Origin of the sequence: Pseudolysinimonas sp. (genome assembly GCF_049651805.1) — a bacterium.
In the GTDB taxonomy this organism is placed as follows: domain Bacteria; phylum Actinomycetota; class Actinomycetes; order Actinomycetales; family Microbacteriaceae; genus Pseudolysinimonas_A.
In genome coordinates this window covers 19937-34963 of the sequence record NZ_JBASCU010000021.1, presented here as the reverse complement: position 1 = coordinate 34963, position 15027 = coordinate 19937, and the positions used below count along the sequence as shown (strand labels likewise).

General features: G+C 67.3%; 17 protein-coding genes and 2 tRNA genes. 1 reads left to right on the top strand and 18 read right to left on the bottom strand.

What is annotated here, in order from left to right:
- Positions 1 to 15: 15 nt before the first annotated feature.
- From WBL06_RS04870 to serS, 13 genes are all read right to left on the bottom strand, one after another.
- Positions 16 to 921 carry an SMP-30/gluconolactonase/LRE family protein gene (locus WBL06_RS04870; RefSeq protein WP_424454845.1) on the bottom strand — a complete coding sequence of 302 codons (906 nt, stop codon included), beginning with the start codon at positions 919 to 921 and terminating at the stop codon, positions 16 to 18.
- Positions 921 to 1985, bottom strand: a complete 1065-nt coding sequence (locus WBL06_RS04865) for an aldo/keto reductase (protein WP_424454844.1) — start codon at positions 1983 to 1985, stop codon at positions 921 to 923. Before WBL06_RS04865 ends, WBL06_RS04870 begins: the two co-directional genes overlap by 1 nt.
- Positions 1982 to 3427 carry a sugar ABC transporter ATP-binding protein gene (locus tag WBL06_RS04860; RefSeq protein ID WP_424454952.1) on the bottom strand — a complete coding sequence of 482 codons (1446 nt, stop codon included), beginning with the start codon at positions 3425 to 3427 and terminating at the stop codon, positions 1982 to 1984. Before WBL06_RS04860 ends, WBL06_RS04865 begins: the two co-directional genes overlap by 4 nt.
- A 68-nt stretch (positions 3428 to 3495) precedes the next feature.
- Positions 3496 to 4599, bottom strand: coding sequence for a sugar ABC transporter substrate-binding protein (locus WBL06_RS04855; protein ID WP_424454843.1), 1104 nt, complete (start codon positions 4597 to 4599; stop codon positions 3496 to 3498).
- A 48-nt stretch (positions 4600 to 4647) separates the two neighbouring features.
- Positions 4648 to 5637 carry an ABC transporter permease gene (locus WBL06_RS04850; protein WP_424454842.1) on the bottom strand — a complete coding sequence of 330 codons (990 nt, stop codon included), beginning with the start codon at positions 5635 to 5637 and terminating at the stop codon, positions 4648 to 4650.
- A gap of 39 nt (positions 5638 to 5676) precedes the next feature.
- Entirely contained in the window at positions 5677 to 5922 is a 246-nt protein-coding gene (locus WBL06_RS04845; protein WP_424454841.1) for a hypothetical protein, read from the bottom strand.
- 116 nt (positions 5923 to 6038) lie between these two features.
- Positions 6039 to 6287 carry a Pr6Pr family membrane protein gene (locus WBL06_RS04840; RefSeq protein ID WP_424454840.1) on the bottom strand — a complete coding sequence of 83 codons (249 nt, stop codon included), beginning with the start codon at positions 6285 to 6287 and terminating at the stop codon, positions 6039 to 6041.
- A gap of 273 nt (positions 6288 to 6560) precedes the next feature.
- Positions 6561 to 7361, bottom strand: coding sequence for a DNA-processing protein DprA (locus tag WBL06_RS04835; protein ID WP_424454951.1), 801 nt, complete (start codon positions 7359 to 7361; stop codon positions 6561 to 6563).
- Between the two features lie 420 nt (positions 7362 to 7781).
- Positions 7782 to 7870: transfer RNA gene (locus WBL06_RS04830), tRNA-Ser, on the bottom strand.
- Between the two features lie 60 nt (positions 7871 to 7930).
- Complete coding sequence (locus tag WBL06_RS04825) at positions 7931 to 9184, bottom strand: LCP family protein (protein WP_424454839.1); 1254 nt, start codon at positions 9182 to 9184, stop codon at positions 7931 to 7933.
- A 45-nt stretch (positions 9185 to 9229) separates the two neighbouring features.
- A tRNA-Ser gene (locus WBL06_RS04820) sits at positions 9230 to 9314 on the bottom strand.
- Between the two features lie 41 nt (positions 9315 to 9355).
- On the bottom strand, positions 9356 to 10168 hold the full coding sequence (locus WBL06_RS04815; RefSeq protein ID WP_424454838.1) for an HAD family hydrolase: 813 nt from the start codon (positions 10166 to 10168) through the stop codon (positions 9356 to 9358).
- Positions 10165 to 11424, bottom strand: a complete 1260-nt coding sequence (serS, locus tag WBL06_RS04810) for a serine--tRNA ligase (RefSeq protein WP_424454837.1) — start codon at positions 11422 to 11424, stop codon at positions 10165 to 10167. The genes WBL06_RS04815 and serS overlap by 4 nt, the downstream gene beginning before the upstream one ends.
- Positions 11425 to 11492: 68 nt before the next feature.
- Between serS and WBL06_RS04805 the strand changes: the two genes are divergently transcribed.
- Positions 11493 to 12557: a diacylglycerol/lipid kinase family protein gene (locus WBL06_RS04805; protein ID WP_424454836.1), complete on the top strand. Its 1065-nt coding sequence runs from the start codon at positions 11493 to 11495 to the stop codon at positions 12555 to 12557.
- On the opposite strand, the gene WBL06_RS04800 is transcribed toward WBL06_RS04805, so the two are convergent.
- From WBL06_RS04800 to pheA, 5 genes are read right to left on the bottom strand one after another with little or no spacing between them, the layout of a single operon-like run.
- On the bottom strand, positions 12506 to 12835 hold the full coding sequence (locus tag WBL06_RS04800) for a hypothetical protein (RefSeq protein ID WP_424454835.1): 330 nt from the start codon (positions 12833 to 12835) through the stop codon (positions 12506 to 12508). The genes WBL06_RS04805 and WBL06_RS04800 overlap by 52 nt on opposite strands.
- A complete protein-coding gene (locus tag WBL06_RS04795) occupies positions 12832 to 13299 on the bottom strand; it encodes a hypothetical protein (RefSeq protein WP_424454834.1) in 468 nt (155 codons plus the stop codon). Before WBL06_RS04795 ends, WBL06_RS04800 begins: the two co-directional genes overlap by 4 nt.
- A gap of 2 nt (positions 13300 to 13301) precedes the next feature.
- Positions 13302 to 13577 carry a hypothetical protein gene (locus tag WBL06_RS04790; RefSeq protein ID WP_424454833.1) on the bottom strand — a complete coding sequence of 92 codons (276 nt, stop codon included), beginning with the start codon at positions 13575 to 13577 and terminating at the stop codon, positions 13302 to 13304.
- Entirely contained in the window at positions 13574 to 14050 is a 477-nt protein-coding gene (locus WBL06_RS04785; RefSeq protein ID WP_424454832.1) for a hypothetical protein, read from the bottom strand. The genes WBL06_RS04790 and WBL06_RS04785 overlap by 4 nt, the downstream gene beginning before the upstream one ends.
- Positions 14051 to 14071: 21 nt before the next feature.
- Entirely contained in the window at positions 14072 to 15004 is a 933-nt protein-coding gene (gene pheA, locus WBL06_RS04780; protein ID WP_424454831.1) for a prephenate dehydratase, read from the bottom strand.
- Positions 15005 to 15027: the final 23 nt, after the last annotated feature.

Here is a 15027-nt window from a genome sequence, read left to right as displayed (position 1 = left end):
GTCCTCCAGTTCCGCTCAGGTCTCACCAAGGTGGATCGGCGCCCCGTCGACACCGACATCGTGGGACTCGAGTTGCCCGAGCTCCGCCTCGGTCACGTACAGTCGCCGCTCGCCAGTGCTGCCGAAAGCGCAGTTGGTTGGGTACGCCCCGAGCGTGCGTACCCGCTGGATCACACCGTGGTCGGGATCGACGACGGTGACATCCCCTTGTCCGAACACGGTGATCCACAATCGTCCGTCCACCGAGAACGCCATCCCGTCAGGGCCCCGGAAGCCGCCCTCGGGATCAGGGATGATCACGTTCGCCACCGTCTCTCGCGACGAGAACGTCCCTCTCTGCAATCCGGCATACCTGTGGATGTCGCCCGTCATCATCTCGTTGACGTACAGGTAAGCGCCGTCGGGTGAGAAGGCGAGACCATTCACGAATTGCAGGCCATCGTCGAGACAGGTGGCGATGAGCGTGCGCGGATCGATTCGGAGAACCCGGCCGTTGCAGCGAGCGTGCCGCCAGTCGGAGCGCAGCGCTCCGCCCGGTGCCCAGTCATCGAGCAGGATGCCCGAGTCGGTGAGATAGAGGAACCCGTCCGGCCCGAACTGCAAGTCATTGGGAAAGAGCAGTGGCGCACCCGCGGCCTCGGTGAGCAGCACCTCGGGATCTCCGCCGCGGGGGATGCGTACCAGGGCCGGCGGGTCGGTGTCGGCGACCCAGCATCGTCCGAATGCATCGACGGCGACACCGTTCGGCCTGCCGGTGCGAGCGATCGGCCGCGCGGTGCGCTCACCGGCCGCGACCACCGAGACGCACGAACGGTCTCCGCGCATCTCGACCAACGTCCAGCCGCCGTCGGCGCCGAGCACCGGCGTCTCCGGCTGACCGAGGTCCCGGACGACGACCGTGGCTGCCTGGTCGCCGGTCATCAGCGCGAACCCTCAATTGCGCCGATCAGGTTTCGCCGCCGGAGTTCGTCCCACATCTCGTCAGGAATAGGGAACTCGAACATCTCCAGATTCTGCCGGAGCTCGACACGATTTCGCGGGCCCATCAGCACGCTCGCAACCGCCGGATGCCGCAGGGGGAATTGAATGGCGGCCGCCATCAGGGGTACGCCGAATTCGTGGCACGCATCGGCAAGGACCTGAGCCTGCTCGATTCGCTCTCGCGATGCCGGCGTGTAGTTGAATGTCGCCGACCCGCGCCAAGTCGGAATCGCCGAGGCCGATTTGTCGGTCTTGTCGATCAGCTGCCGCGGTTCGGGATGGCAGAGCAGCCCGGAGTTGTAGACGCCGCCGGCAACGACGGAGATTCCGTCGCGGACGCACAAGGGCAACAGCTCGTCGGTCGCCTCCTGGTCCATGAGGCTGTAGCGGCCAGCAACCAGGACGCAGTCCAAGGGTGCTCGATTCGCCATCGCTACCAGGGCCCGGGTGCTGTTGCAGCCGACCCCGATCGCTCCGATCACGCCTTCATCCTTCAGCTTCGCCAAGGCTTTGCACGCGCCTTCCGCTGCCTCCTGGATCTGATCATCCGGGTCATGGACGTAAACGGCATCCACTCGGTCCATTCCGATCCGGACGAGGCTCTCTTCGAGCGACCGCATAGCACCGTCGTAGGAGAAGTCCCAGCGCGGTTCCAGATCAGGAGTGCCCCTGTAGAGCGGGTGACCCTCGAACAGCACGGACGTGTCGCGCTCACCGCTCGCTTCGTGCGGACGCAGAAGGCGTCCGACCTTCGTAGTGACCGTCACCGATTCCCGTGCCGCACCGGCGAGGGCGATCCCGACTGCACGTTCGGCGTTTCCGTAGCCATACACCGGAGCGGTGTCGAACAGGCGGAGTCCTGCGTGCAAGGCATCCGCGACGGTCGCGATGGCTTCGTCTTCGGGGACCGCCTCGAACATGCCGCCGAGCGGATTGGTGCCGAGTCCGAGGCGGGATACGGTCACCTGGGTCGAGCCGATGGTCGTCGTTTCGGTTGCGTTCATGATCGAACCTCCGCTCTGGCGTCGTTGCCGGTGTTGATGGCTTCCAACAGGCCGTGGACGGTGAGATCCTTCGCCGCGATCTCGGCCGTGACCCGGCCGGAATAGAAGACCAGTACGCGATCACAGACTGTCAGGTACTCCGGCAGTTCGGTCGACGAGAAGAGGATGGTGCATCCCTGTCCTGCCACTTGGGACAGGATGTCGTAGATCTCGTCCTTGGCGCCGATGTCCACTCCACGGGTCGGGTCGTCGAAGAGGAACAGGCGTGGCTGCGCCGCGAGCCACTTCCCCAGCACGACCTTCTGTTGATTGCCACCCGAGAGCGAACGCGTCGGGGCATCGGGCGACGAGGAGATCCGCAGCTTCTCCATCAACTCGCTCACTGTTCGAAGCAACTCGCGTCTGCGGAGCACGCAGCCCTGACGGCCCAGGGCCCCGGTCGTGACATGGGTCAGGTTGTCCAGGTTCGACTGATCCAGGGCGACACCCTCGGTACGTCGATCGGCGGGTACGTGCGCGACTCCTCGCCGGATCGCTTCGTGAATGGATGCGGGCCCTCCGCCTCCGTCCGGAAGGACCACCTTCCCCTCATCCGCCTTTCGCAAACCGGCCAGGACGTCCAGCACAGCACGGACGCCGGAGCCCTCCAGCCCTGCGAGCCCGACGATCTCACCCCGCGCAGCGACGAATGTCACATCCGCAACCTGCCCTCGCACTCGGAGCCCCTCGACCTGCAACGTCGGTGCGTCGCCCGTGAACTCGCGTTCACTACGGTGCGATCGATCGCGGGCCGCGCGACCGATCATGGAGGCGACGACCTTCGGAATGGTCGTGTCGGTGATCGCAGAACGGTCGACGATGGTGCCGTTGCGCATCACGCTGATGCGGTCCGAGATACGGAACACCTCCTCGAGTCGGTGGGAAACATAGAGGATCGCGGTGCCCTCATCGCGCAAGCGGCGCACAACCTCGAAGAGGCGCTCGCTCTCGACCGCGTTCAGCGCTGAGTTCGGTTCGTCGAGGATGAGGACGTCCGAGCGATCGATCATGGCCTTGGCGATCTCGACCAACTGCTGCTCGCTGAGAGTGAGGTCGGCGACGGGCCGACGAAGGTCGACATCGAGTCCGATCGAATCCAGAACGGTCCGGGCTCGGCGTTCCAGGGTGCGCCGACGCAGGAAGCCTAGCGGCGGCTCTCGCAGCAGGAATAGGTTCGCCAAGACGTCGAGATCGCCGTAAAGACTCAGCTCCTGGAACACGATAGCCACGCCTTGGCGCGCGGCGTCGCGGACGTTGGCGAGCTGAATGGGCTCGCCGTTGCGGAGCAGGTCACCCTCGTCCGCCGTCTCAGCGCCGACCAGGAACTTCATGAGTGTCGACTTTCCCGCGCCGTTCTCGCCGACGAGGGCGTGCACCTCACCGGGATGGACGTCGAGGTCCACCCCGGTGAGAGCCTGGACACCGCCGAAGCGCTTGCGCACTCCGACGGCGGACAGGATGGGGGTTGATGTCACGGCGCCAGGTAGTCGGTGAACGGCTTCACGTTCGCGGACAGGTCGGCGAAGATTCGCTCGATGTCTGCTCCGTAGTACGCGAGCGAATCCTCGTATCCGTCGGCGATCGATTCCTCGCGCGCCGTGATCTCCGCGACGTTCTCCGTGGTGACCGTCCCGGTGCCGGTGTCAATCCAGCCGGTCGAGACGTTTCCGCCGGCGACCTTGGTCAAGAGCGCCCGCATGGCGGTGTATCCCTGGAGGAACGGTTGCGCGTCAACAAGGACGGCGACTTCGCCGTCGGCCACGCCCTGGAGTGCGATCGGGTCGAGACCACCCTCGACAGCGATGATCCATTGAGCGTCATCCGCCTCCTCGCGCACCTTCACGAGGTTGGCTGCATCACCGTCGCAGATGCCCACAGCGGCGAGAGCGTCCGGGTTCTCCTGCATGAGGCGCTCCCAGGCGCTGAAGTTCTTCGCCGGCTCGAAAGTGGTGTCGATTGCAGGTGCGATGGTCACACCGGGCACCTTTTCGGCCATCACCTCGTTGAAGCCGACGAGACGCTGCTCGAGGACGTCGAGCCCCGGGAAGCAGATGCCCGTGACTACGAGGCCCTCGGCATCCGGTCCGAGCTGCTCGGCGAGTGCCTCGCCGAGCGCGCGACCGAAGTCGGTCTGCTTCGGAGCCGCCATGATGAGCTGATCGGATTCGGGAGACGCGACATCCACCGTTCCGACTTCGGTTCCGGCCGCGACGGCTTCGTCGATCGGCTTCACCCAGAGGTCGGACGGATACGCGACGACCACGATAGCCTCCGCCCCCGTGGACACCAAGTCGTTGAACTGCTGGATCTGGGCCGGGGTGTCGATGCCCTGCGGTCCCGCCGCCTGCAGTTCCGCATTGCACTCGTCCGCTGCCGCTTGGGCGCCGACGATGAACTGGTTGGTGAAGGGGGACTGGAAGTGGGGAACGACGGCGACCTTGGCACCCCCGACATCGCAACCGCCCGAGGGGTCGGCTGCGTCGCCGGGATCATCGGAGCCCGTGTTACTGCACGCAGCGGTGGCGAGCAGGACCGCTGCCGCAGCAGCGATGGCGAAGTACTGCCTGTTCTTCATGCTTCTCCTTTGTTGTGATCGTCGGATTGCTGCAAGACGCGAGCGCCGTCACCGTGTTCGTGAACGACGGCGCTTGACGAGGGAGTCGACGGCGACCGCCGCGATGATCACGGCGCCCGTGACGAGGCTGCTCCAGTTCGGGTCGACGCCGAACTGGACGAGTCCGCTCTGAATCGTGGAGATGAGGAGAGCGCCGACCAGGGCACCGAGAACGCTTCCCGATCCGCCCGACAATCCGGTGCCGCCGATGATCGCGGCAGCGATCACGAGCAGCTCGTAACCGCTCCCGAAGTTGGTGTCGGCCGACTCGAAGAATGCGAAGGTCAGCATGCCCGCGATGCCGCAGATGCCGCCGACCATGGTGAGCGTGATGAGGCGGACCCGACGAATGGGGATGCCGCTCAACCGTGCTGCCTGCTCGTTCGACCCGATGGCGCGGACGACGAATCCGAACCGCGTGAAGCGGAAGACGAAAGTCAGGAGGACCGTCAGCATGCCGAGGACCCAGATCGACGCGGGCACCCCGAGCCAGCGGCTTCCGATCAGGTCGAAAAAGCTGCTCTCCGGCATCGACGGCGTGTAGCGACCTCCGGAGAGCACGAGGGTGGCGCCGCGGTACGCGGAGAGCGTGCCCAGTGTGACGATGATCGCCGGTACTGCAAGCGCATTCGCAAGGACGCCGTTGAAGGCACCCAATGCCATCGAGAGGATCACGGACGCTCCGGCTGCGATCCACGGATCCCATCCCCACGAGGTGATGAGCATGGCAGCCGCCATGATCGATAACCCGTAGTTCGCGCCGACCGAGAGGTCGATCTCGCGCATCGCGAGCAGGAAGACCATGCCCAGGGCGATCATCCCGTAGATCGACGCGCCCTGCGCAACGTTGATCAGTGATGCGAACGAGAGGAAGTTCGGATGCGAGATCGCGATGACGGCGATCAGACCGATGAGCGCGAGCAGCACGCCCAATTCGTTGAGCGCGCCTAGCGATTTCAGGCCGCGCCGAAGACCAGTTCGGGCGACATTTTCGGGCATGTCGCCATGTCTAGCAGCATTGTGTAGCCGTGTCTATAGTCATCTATACACGTATGTCAGCTCAGCTTCGGCGCGGCGCCCGCGTAGTGGATGCGGCGTCGCAGCGAGGAACAGCTCGCCGTTCTCCCAGCCCTTGTTCGGCTCCCACCAGCCCGAGTCCGGCGCCGGCCCGCCGGCCTCATGCACCTGCTCCATCACGTACGGCGCCACCGGATCCCATGGGTGATTGATGAGTCGACGGCGAACCACCACCGGGGTGTTCGGCCACCACTCCGCGATCTCCATGCCAACAGTTCTACGCCCGACATCGCGACCACACCAGCTTTCGCCTGATCAGCGGGTGGTTACATCCTGGCTGGTGCTCCACCCAGTTGAGGTGGAGGCATCCACACGATTGCCGACTATGGCTTGATGATGCGCAGTCGACTCAGTCCGAAGACGACGGCGCCGACGATGATGGTCGCGACGAAGATGACGATGGAGTAGATCGCGACGCTCCCGTACCCGGTGGCGGGATCAAGGAACGGGTATGGCACCCAACCGTCGGTTGCGCCGCGGATGAGCACGACGATGATCCAGAGCACCGGGTAGGTCAGGACGACCCAGAGTCGCTTCCATGGGAGGGCACCTCGGGAGGCTTGTCTCGGCATATGCGGGTGCTTTGTAGTTCTGCACGATCTTGTAGACCTGAGAATCACCCTCAAGCGCGTAGACGAGTGCCCCGACGCGGTCGGCGAGGGCCACGCCGGACTGCGCGTGGCCCTGACACTGAAAGCACTTCGTGTAGCCGCGATCCAGAGTGAGAGGCGTCGCGCAGACGTCGCACGTGGCTCCCGGCTCTCGAACAACGCTATAGAGGCCAGTGCCCGCCTCGAGCAGTAGCCCCGCCGCGACCTGCTGAACCTGCGGCGAGAACTCGCGCGTCACGATGCAGCAAGCTCCGCCAGCGCAGAGTCAAGCAGGCCCGGAGCATCGATGATCTCGCGTATCGCGTCCTTCAACTGCCCGACCGTCGATGCGACAAATATCCCCGGGGCGCCTGCGAGCGCCGCACCCCATGTCGTCTCGTCCGCGACTCTGGACGACAGGATTACGGGGCGCCCGTGCTCCCGCGCTAGACGAGCCTGGATCCTCGTTCCGGAAAGTTCCCCGGCTTCGACGATTATCGTCGCGAGCCCATAGCCGGACATCGAGGCGTTCCGCATCGGGAACGTGAATTTCGTCGGCGGGGCATCCGGGTAAAACTGCGAGAGAACAAGACCGTTCATCCCAATCTCGTGCTGTAGCGCGGCGTTCTCCTTCGGATACTCGCGGGTGATTCCATTTCCAAGGAAGGCAACTGTTCGGCCGCCGGCATCGAGCGCTGCGCGGTGGGCAGCCGTGTCGATCCCCGCAGCGAGGCCAGCGATCACCGTGAGTCCCTCCGAGACGAGGAACTGCGCCACTGTTCGGGACAGCTCGAGGCCCGCCGCCGAGGCGGCACGCGATCCGACTACGGACATGCCCAGATCGTGGCTGCGGAGCTCCCCCTCGTAGAAGAGAAACGGCGTCTCACGGATGTCGAGGAGTCGGGCGGGATATTCCGGATCTAGAACCGTTACAAACTGCATTCCCTGCTCGCGCCACCGCCCGATCTCCAGAACGGCCTCTGCGAGCGCATGCTCGTCGAGCGGCAGCGCGAAGAGAGCGTCCTCATCGGGAGCCCCGCAGCACGGCCCTCGCACTCCCCTCAAAGGCGACTTCTGAGGCGAGTTGGCCCCAGCTCGCCCCGCCAGGGCGTGCCCTGAGGAGTGCGAGGAGGGCGGCAGCCTCCCCTTGTCGGGCGTCCATGCGTCCAGGGTAGTCGCGACCACCCGCATCGGCGCCGCGGCGGGCCGGTCCTGTCGACCGTCCCGTGCGGACCAAGTGGCGAGGTCGCGTGCGGTAGCTGCCAGTGGGAGACTCCACTCTTCCGAGGTGGAGCGTTTGCGGGCACGTTGTCCCGCTGACCAGGCATTTCTGCGCGATGTCACCTGGCCCCGGCTTGCATGTGTCCCCCTAGTGTCCCCGGGGACACACTGGGGACACTCGAAGGCACCGTCTGACAACACCGAGAGCTCACGCGAGGCATGAGAAAAGTGCCGGCTGATCAGGGAAAACAGGAGCGGAGACGGAGGGATTTGAACCCTCGGAACCCGTGAGGGTTCTCCACCTTAGCAGGGTGGTGCACTCGACCGGACTATGCGACGTCTCCCGGAACTGCCTCAGTCATCCTAGCGGCACCCTCGGCTTGTTCCCGCCGTCGGGCGACCGATCAGTTCGCGACCGAGCAGGTGTATTGGGCCGCGGTCTGGCCCTTCAGGCCGGGGATGAGCTGTGCGGCCGGGCCGGGATCCTCCGGCGTCGCCGACGGGTCGGGGGTCGCCGACGGGTCGGGACTGGCGGCCGGATCCGGGGCGGGCGCGTTGGGGTCGAGTTGCGAGCCGCCGTTCGCGCCGACGGCGTTGGCGTCGAGCCCGATCGGCACGTCGGCCTTGATCGCATCGAACAGCGCGGTCGCCGTCGAGGTGATCGGCTGCACCTTGCCGAGGTAGATGCCGGTGCCGCCGGTGCGGCTCGGGTACTGCACCATCGCGATGTTCTCGAGCGGGATGTTCTTGAGCACGAGGGCGATCGACACGAGGGTGTCGAGGCGGGCGAAGTTGTCGGAGAGCGTGATGTTCTGCGTCGCCGCCTGCGCGATGCCGTAGAGCTTGCTGAAGTCGGTGAGGGTGTCGTCGCTCTTGATCTTGCGCACGAGCGACGAGAGGAAGACCTGCTGCGAGCTGATGCGGCCGAGGTCGCTGCCGTCGCCGACGCCGTGACGCGAACGCAGGAACGCCAGCGCGTTCCACCCCTGCAAGGTGTGACTCCCGGCCGTCGGCAGGTTGAGCCCGGTGTACGGGTCGAGGATCGGCTCGGTGATGCAGACCTCGACACCGCCGACGGCATCCGACATCGCGATCACACCGTTGAACGTGATGAGACCCGCGAACTGAATCGGCAGTCCCGTCAGATTCTGTACCGTCTCCACCGTGCAGGCGAGGCCGCCATACGAGAAGCTCTCATTGATCGGCAGCCCGGTCGCCGGGCCGCCGTCCTCGCACCGCGGCAGCGGCACCACCATGTCACGCGGGATGCTCACGAGCACCGCGCTCTTCTGGTCTTGCGCGACGTGCAGCAGCATGTTGACGTCGTTGAGCTCCGACCCGGGATCCTTGCCGAACGCGTCGCCTTGGCCTTCGCGCGTGTCGCTGCCGACGAGCAGGATGTTGAATCCGCCCTCGAAGGCGCCGATCGCGGGGGGCGGGCCCTGCTCATCGAAGTCGATCGTGACCGTCTCGATGTTGGACTGCAGTTGCCACGCGGCGATCGCCGCGACGGAGGCACCCGAGACCAGCACGACGGCGAGGCCGCTCGCGACGATGGCGAGCAGCGTCTTCCACGCCGCGCCGCGCTTGAGCTTTCCGTGGCGCACGACGCCGTCGCCGCCGGGGGTGCGCGCGGAGCGCTGACGCAGTTCGCTCACGGCGGTCCTCGTTTCTCCTGCGGGTTCTATGGCGGGCGGGAGCGGCGGAGGGCGTGGGATTCGAACCCACGAGACATTTCTGCCCACCAGTTTTCAAGACTGGCTCCATCGGCCGCTCGGACAGCCCTCCCTGGCGAATCCGAATCCTGATCGTAGTGGACCTTAGGGGCTCTAACCCTGGAAATGCCGTGAGAGCGCGTCGGCGAGCCCGTCGTCGATGTCGGTGCCGGTGCGGTCGGTGGCGGCCGCGAGCACCTCATCCGGCGCCTGGCCCATCGCGACGGCGACGCCGCCGGCGGCCGCGGTCCACTCGAACATGTCGATGTCGTTGCGCCCGTCGCCGGCGACGAAGACCCGGGATGCCGGAATGCCCAGCGCCGCGCGCGCACGTTCCAGCCCCGTCGCCTTGTTCACCCCGTCGGGCGCGATGTCGAGCCACGCCGTCCAGCCGACGTTGTAGCTGACCTTGTGCAGGCCCATCCGCTCGACGACCGCAAGGAAGTCTTCTGTCGCGTGCTCGGGCGAGATCACGACGACACGGGTCGCCGCGACCCCGAGCAGCTCGTCGAACTCGACCTGGTTCTTGGCGACGGCGAGCGCGCCGTCGGGGAAAAAGCCGGTGTACCGGAAGACGCCATCGGCATCCTCGACGGCGAAGCTGGCGTCGCCGAGGTGCCCGCGGATGGTAGTGAGCACCTCGGTCGCGTCGAACGTCTCGACGTGGTCGCGGACGTATCCGAGTGGCGCGTCGGGGTCGCGTCGCAACACGATCGCCCCGTTGGCGCACACGACGTATTGCGACGCGAGACCGAGGCGGTCGAGCACGGGAAGGGTCATCGACACCGACCGGCCGGTGGCGAGCATCACCTCGTGCCCGAGGTCGCGCACGCGCGAGATCTCGGCGGAGACCGCGTCGGTGATGGTGCCGTCTTCGTGTAACACCGTCCCGTCGACGTCGAGGGCGACCAGCCAGCGATCGGTCACTTCGGTTCCAGCACCGACAGCCCCAGATAGGGCTGAAGCGCCTCCGGCACGAGCACGGAGCCGTCGGCCTGCTGGTGCGTCTCGAGCAGCGCGACGATCCAGCGCGTCGTGGCGAGGGTGCCGTTCAGGGTCGCGACCGGCGCGGTCTTGCCCTCCGGGGTGCGATAGCGGATGTCGAGGCGGCGCGACTGGTAGGTCGTGCAGTTGGAGGTCGAGGTGAGTTCGCGGTAGGCGCCTTGCGTCGGCACCCAGGCCTCGACGTCGAACTTGCGGGCGGCGCTCGAGCCGAGGTCGCCGGCCGCGATGTCGATCACGCGGTAGGCCAGACCGAGGGACTGCAGCATCCCCTCCTGCATCGCCAGCAGCGCTTCGTGTTCCTTCTCGGCATCCGCGGGGTCGATGTAGGTGAACATCTCCAGCTTCTGGAACTGGTGCACCCGGATGATGCCACGGGTGTCCTTGCCGCCCGACCCGGCTTCGCGCCGGTAGCAAGTCGAGATGCCGGCGTAGCGCAGCGGCCCCTTCGAGACGTCGATGATCTCGTCTTTGTGGAACCCGGCGAGCGCGACCTCACTCGTGCCGGTCAGGTAGAGGTCGTCGCGCTCGAGGTAGTAGATCTCGTCGGAGTGCGCGCCGAGGAATCCGGTGCCCGCCATGATGTCGGGCCGCACGAGCGTCGGGGTGATGAGCGGCTCGAATCCGGCGGCGAGCGCCCGGTCGAGACCCATCTGGATGAGCGCGAGTTCGAGCCGCGCCCCGACGCCGCGCAGAAAGTAGAAGCGGGCGCCGGAGACTTTCGCGCCGCGCTCCATGTCGATCGCGCCGAGGATCTCGCCGATCGCGAGGTGGTCACGCGGTTCGAAGGCGAAGGATGCCGGCGTGCCGACCTCGCGGACGGTCACGAAGTCGTCCTCGCCGCCCGCCGGCACGCCGTCGATGATGACGTTCTGGATCGCGCCGACCTTCTCGGCGAACTCGGCTTCGGCATCCGCCACCGCCGCCTGCGCGGACTTCACCTGCGCCGCCATCTGCTGCGCCTGGGCGACCAGGGCGGCCTTCTCGTCTTTCGGCGCGGTCGCGACGGTCTTTCCGAACACGTTCTGCTCGGCACGCACCGACTCGAACGCGTTCAGCGCGGCGCGGCGGGCGGCGTCGGCGGCGATCGCCTCGTCGACGGTCGACAGGGGAACCCCCCGCGCCTCCTGCGAACGGCGGACGACGTCGGGATTCTCGCGCAGCAACTGCGGGTCGATCACGAGTCCATCCTATTGACGTGCTCCGCAACCCCCCGGCCGGTCGACATCCGCTCGACTACCGTGAGCACATGGCCGCGAAACCTTCCCCCTCCCAGCGTGCGGCTATCGTCTACAACCCGGTAAAGGTCGACCTGCCGGCGCTGCGCACCGCTGTCGCAGCCGTCGAGCGCGACTCCGGCTGGGCGAAGAGCCTGTGGCTCGAGACGAGCGTCGACGATCCGGGCACCGGGCAGGCGCGCGAGGCTGCGGCACAAGGCGTGGATGTCGTGGTCGCGGCCGGCGGCGACGGCACCGTTCGGGCGGCTGCCGAGGGGCTGCGCGAGACCGACGTGCCGCTCGCCCTGCTGCCCTCGGGCACCGGCAACCTGCTCGCCCGCAACCTCGACCTCTCGCTGAACAACCTCGCCGACTCGCTGCGCACCGCCTTCACCGGCAAGAACCGCGCCATCGATCTCGGCATCGCCGAGGTCGAGCGCCCCGACGGGTCGACCGAGAGCCGGTCGTTCCTGGTGATGGCGGGCATCGGGCTCGACGCGAAGATGGTCGCCAACTCCGACGAAGAGCTCAAGCGCCGCATGGGGTGGCTCGCCTACATCGACGCGATCCGCAAGGCGTTGCGCGACACCAACCGGATGCGGGTGCGCTTCCGGCTGGACGACGCCCCCTGGCGCGCGATGAGCACCCACACGGTGCTGGTCGGCAACTGCGGCTCGTTGCCGGGCAACATCCTGCTGCTGCCCGAAGCCGCCGTCGATGACGGGCTCTTCGACATCGTGAGCCTGCGGCCGGAAGGGTTCGTCGGCTGGGTGCAGGTCTGGGTGAAGATCGTCTGGGAGAACGGGGTGCTGCGCCGGTCGACCGTCGGGCGGAAGCTCATGAGCATGTCGCGCGAGATCCGCACGCTGCGCTACCTCAAGGGCGCGCGCTTCGAGGTCGAGCTCGACCACGCCGAGGAGTTCGAGCTCGATGGCGACGACTTCGGCATGGTGGTGCGGTTCACGACGACGATCGAGCCTGGCGCGGTGCGCGTGCGCATCCCCGAGGATCGGGAACTGGATCACGTCGAGCCTGACGAGCGGGCTCAGGAGCGCGCCGTCTCCCGTGAAGCCCTCGCCGAGGCCGAGCCGGCCTGATCCTCGATCCGACGCTGTGCACGGTAGGCCGCGAGGGCGAGCGCGGCCACCGCCGCGATGAGCGCGCCGGTCGCGAGCCACGGCGCCTGCTGGTAGTAGACCCACCCGCTGTTGAGCCAGTCGTAGTACGCCTCGACCGCGATCTGGTCGGTCGGATCTCCGCCGTCGAACTCCGCGAGGGTGAGCTGGGGGATAATCTGGCGCAGCGTCGCCGCGACGGCGAGGCCGGCGAGCACCAGCGCGATCGTGGCGAGCGCGAGGATCGGACGCCAGGTCATCGCGATCGCCGATCGGCCGAGATGGCTCGCAGCACGATCCAGGTGACGATTGCCAGCACTCCCGCCACGAGGAGAGGGCCGGGCAGCTGGTCGGTAGCCGCTCCGTAGAGCTGATTCTCGAAGCCGGGCAACCATCCCGAGTCCCGATCGAACTGTTGTACCGCGCCGACGAACAACGCCCCCGCAGCCACGAGCAACGCGACGCCTGCGCCGAGCAGCGCCCACTCAAGGCGCGACCGCGGGGCGGGCGGATGATCATCCGGCTCCGGCTCCGCCCTCACCGCGGGCTCGACAGGATGCCGCTCCGCCAGCGGAGGAGGATCGGGGACGGGGGCTGCCGTAGCCGGCGGGCCACCCTCGAGGCGCACCGGTCCGCGGCGGCTCGGTGCGGCATCCGTCGTGGGGTCGTAGCCGCGCTGAAACTGCGCGGCGTACCGCGGATCGATCCCGGCGTTCTCGGCCATGTTCAGCCCTTCTGCGTCCGGCGAACGCCCCGCGCCCGCACCACGAGCGCGAGCGCGCCGACGCCGACGATGACTCCGGCCGCCACCGCCGGAGCGCCGGCCTGCGCGAGCGTCTGCACCCACATCCGGCGCTCGACCCACGTCTGCCATTCGCCTTCGCTCGCCACCGTCTGGTCGCCCTCGACGAACCAGCTCTCGACCCCGATCATCATCGCGGCGATCCCGGCGCTCAGCAGCACGACCGAGAGCGCCGCCAACGCGAGCGTCCGCGACATCATCGTCGCGGCCTGACTGCTTGCACCACGAGTCCGGCGGTCACGGCGACGACTCCGGCCATGAGCAACGGCCCGGCGAGTTCGGAGCGCGCGTACTGGAGGAAGATCGTCCACCGATCGCTGTCACCCGTGCCGAAGTACGCCCCCGTGTCCGTGGCAAGGCTCCACCAGAGCAGGAGCGATACGACGACGAGTCCGGCGCCGATCCCGGGCAGCAGCCAGTCCCACCAGACGAGAGGCGGCTGCGACGTCGGCTCGTCGCTCTCGTGCGTTGCGGACGCGGCCGGGTCGGCATCCGCGATCTCGGCGACCTCGGGCTTCGGGGGCCTCCGCGGCGGCTCGGCCACCCGTTCTGCGGTCGGTGCCGGCCCGCCGGCCAGCCGCACCGGTCCGCGACGAACAGGCGAAGCTTCGTGCTGCTCGGGATCGAAGCCGCGCTGGAACTGCGCGGCATACTTGGGGTCGATCTCGGCCATCCGAACCTCCTCGTTCCGGGCTCAGGCTTCCGGTTCGGCCGACAGGATCGCCCGCAACCAGTCGCGCGCCTCGACGAACACGTCGTCGTTGTAGCGGGACCGTACCTCCACATTCTGACGATCTGCGCGGGGATACGAACCGAGGAACATCACGCTCGGGCTGAACCGTTTGAGGCCCAGCAGCGCGTCGGCGACCCGCTCGTCGTGCACGTGGCCGTCGAGGTCGACGACGAACCGGTAGCGGCCCAGCGCGTCTCCGATGGGACGCGACTCGAGCAGGCTCAGGTTGACCCCGCGCGTCGCGAACTGTTCGAGCATCTCCATCAGCGCGCCGGGGGCGTCGGAGGGCAGCTCGACGATGACGCTCGTCTTGTCGGCGCCGGTGCGTTCGGGGATGGCGAGGCTCGACGACACGAGCACGAACCGGGTGACCGCGTTCGGGTTGTCGCCGATCCCTTCCGCGAGCACCTCGACGCCGAGTTCCTTCTCGATGCCGGGGGGCGCGACCGCGGCGTTCGTGATGGCACCCGGCTCGAGCAGACCGGATGCCGCGCTCACGTTCGAGGTGGCGGGCAGGTGCTCGTGGTCGGGCAGCTCACGATCGAGCCAGAGGTGGCACTGCGCGTAGGCGACGGGATGCGCCGCGATGACGTGCACGTCGGCGAGTCGGGTGCCGGGCCGCGCCACGAGCGAGAAGTTGACCGGCACCAGGTACTCGCCGACGATGCGCAGCCCCGGAATGTTGGCGAGCGCATCCTGCGTGGCGCTCACCCCGCCTTCGATGCTGTTCTCGATCGCGATCATCGCGGCGACGCTGCGCCCGGAGATGACGTCATCCAGCGCTTCGCCGACGTTGTTGACGCTGCGCCAGTCCTCACCCGCGGCCTCGGGCACCTGGGTGAGCGCGAGCCAGGTGAAGGTGCCGGCGGGCCCCAGATAGCTGTAGCTCGGCATGGCTGGGAGCCTAGCCCGGTGAA

Bases quoted from the DNA above. Each gene is read 5' to 3' on its own strand.
- WBL06_RS04870 (WP_424454845.1), bottom strand. From the start codon at position 921: ATGACCGGCGACCAGGCAGCCACGGTCGTCGTCCGGGACCTCGGTCAG.
- WBL06_RS04865 (WP_424454844.1), bottom strand. From the start codon at position 1,985: ATGAACGCAACCGAAACGACGACCATCGGCTCGACCCAGGTGACCGTA.
- WBL06_RS04855 (WP_424454843.1), bottom strand. From the start codon at position 4,599: ATGAAGAACAGGCAGTACTTCGCCATCGCTGCTGCGGCAGCGGTCCTG.
- WBL06_RS04850 (WP_424454842.1), bottom strand. From the start codon at position 5,637: ATGCCCGAAAATGTCGCCCGAACTGGTCTTCGGCGCGGCCTGAAATCG.
- WBL06_RS04845 (WP_424454841.1), bottom strand. From the start codon at position 5,922: ATGGAGATCGCGGAGTGGTGGCCGAACACCCCGGTGGTGGTTCGCCGT.
- WBL06_RS04840 (WP_424454840.1), bottom strand. From the start codon at position 6,287: ATGCCGAGACAAGCCTCCCGAGGTGCCCTCCCATGGAAGCGACTCTGG.
- WBL06_RS04805 (WP_424454836.1), top strand. From the start codon at position 11,493: ATGGCCGCGAAACCTTCCCCCTCCCAGCGTGCGGCTATCGTCTACAAC.
- WBL06_RS04800 (WP_424454835.1), bottom strand. From the start codon at position 12,835: ATGACCTGGCGTCCGATCCTCGCGCTCGCCACGATCGCGCTGGTGCTC.
- WBL06_RS04795 (WP_424454834.1), bottom strand. From the start codon at position 13,299: ATGGCCGAGAACGCCGGGATCGATCCGCGGTACGCCGCGCAGTTTCAG.
- WBL06_RS04790 (WP_424454833.1), bottom strand. From the start codon at position 13,577: ATGATGTCGCGGACGCTCGCGTTGGCGGCGCTCTCGGTCGTGCTGCTG.
- WBL06_RS04785 (WP_424454832.1), bottom strand. From the start codon at position 14,050: ATGGCCGAGATCGACCCCAAGTATGCCGCGCAGTTCCAGCGCGGCTTC.
- pheA (WP_424454831.1), bottom strand. From the start codon at position 15,004: ATGCCGAGCTACAGCTATCTGGGGCCCGCCGGCACCTTCACCTGGCTC.